1 protein-coding gene is annotated in these 1,139 nt (G+C 69.4%); it reads left to right on the top strand.

Features of this window, described 5'->3' with window-relative positions:
* Positions 1-1,014, top strand: a 1,014-nt coding sequence (locus GTW43_RS33380) for a glycoside hydrolase family 18 protein (RefSeq protein WP_161305728.1), incomplete at its 5' end; no start/stop codon positions are given.
* Between the last annotated feature and the right edge of the window lie 125 nt (positions 1,015-1,139).

The raw sequence follows: 1,139 nt of genomic DNA, 5'->3' as shown, positions 1-1,139 counted from the left end.
CACATCAACTACGCCTTCGGCAACGTCCAGGGCGGCAAGTGCACCATGGGCGACTCCTACGCCGACACGGACATGGCCTACACCGCGGCCAACTCCGTCTCCGGCGAGGCCGACACCTGGGACCAGCCGCTGCGCGGCGCCTTCAACCAGCTGCGCCAGCTCAAGGCCAAGCACCCGAACCTGAAGATCCTCTGGTCCTTCGGCGGCTGGACCTGGTCCGGCGGCTTCGGCGAGGCCGCCCAGAACCCGGCCGCGTTCGCCGAGTCCTGCTACAACCTGGTCGAGGACCCGCGCTGGGCCGACGTCTTCGACGGGATCGACATCGACTGGGAGTACCCGAACGCCTGCGGCCTGTCCTGCGACACCTCCGGGCAGGACGCCCTGAAGAAGCTGACGACCGCCCTGCGCGCCAAGTTCGGCTCCTCGAACCTGGTCACCGCGGCCATCACCGCCGACGGCTCGGCCGGCGGCAAGATCGAGAAGAACGACTACGCGGGCGCGTCCCAGTCCCTCGACTGGTACAACGTCATGACCTACGACTTCTTCGGAGCCTGGGCGGCCCAGGGCCCGACCGCACCGCACTCCCCGCTCACCTCGTACGCGGGCCTCCCGCAGGAGGGCTTCACCTCGGCCGACGCCATCGCCAAGCTCAAGGCCCAGGGCGTCCCGGCCGACAAGCTGCTGCTCGGCATCGGCTTCTACGGACGCGGCTGGACCGGCGTCACGCAGAAGGAGCCGGGCGGCACCGCGACGGGTCCGGCGGCCGGCACGTACGAGCAGGGCATCGAGGACTACAAGGTCCTCAAGACCAAGTGCCCGGCGAACGGGACGGTGGCCGGTACGGCGTACGCGTACTGCGGCTCCGACTGGTGGTCCTACGACACGCCCGCGACGATCGGCTCGAAGATGGGCTGGGCGAAGCAGCAGGGGCTGGGCGGTGCGTTCTTCTGGGAGTTCTCGGGAGACACCGCGAACGGTGAGCTCGTCTCGGCGATCGACTCCGGCCTGAAGTAGCCCTTGGGCTCCGCGTCACAGAGCCGAAGCCGGGCTGGTGGGAACGCCCCCCACCAGCCCGGCTTCTTCACGTTCCCATTGGATCTGCGGCTCTGGTGGGGGCTGGTCGCGCAGTTCCCCGCGCC

Origin of the sequence: Streptomyces sp. SID5785 (assembly GCF_009870065.1) — a bacterium.
Classification (GTDB): Bacteria; Actinomycetota; Actinomycetes; order Streptomycetales; family Streptomycetaceae; genus Streptomyces.
The sequence above is the reverse complement of the archived record's forward strand: the minus strand, read 5'-3'. Positions and strand labels throughout refer to the sequence as shown.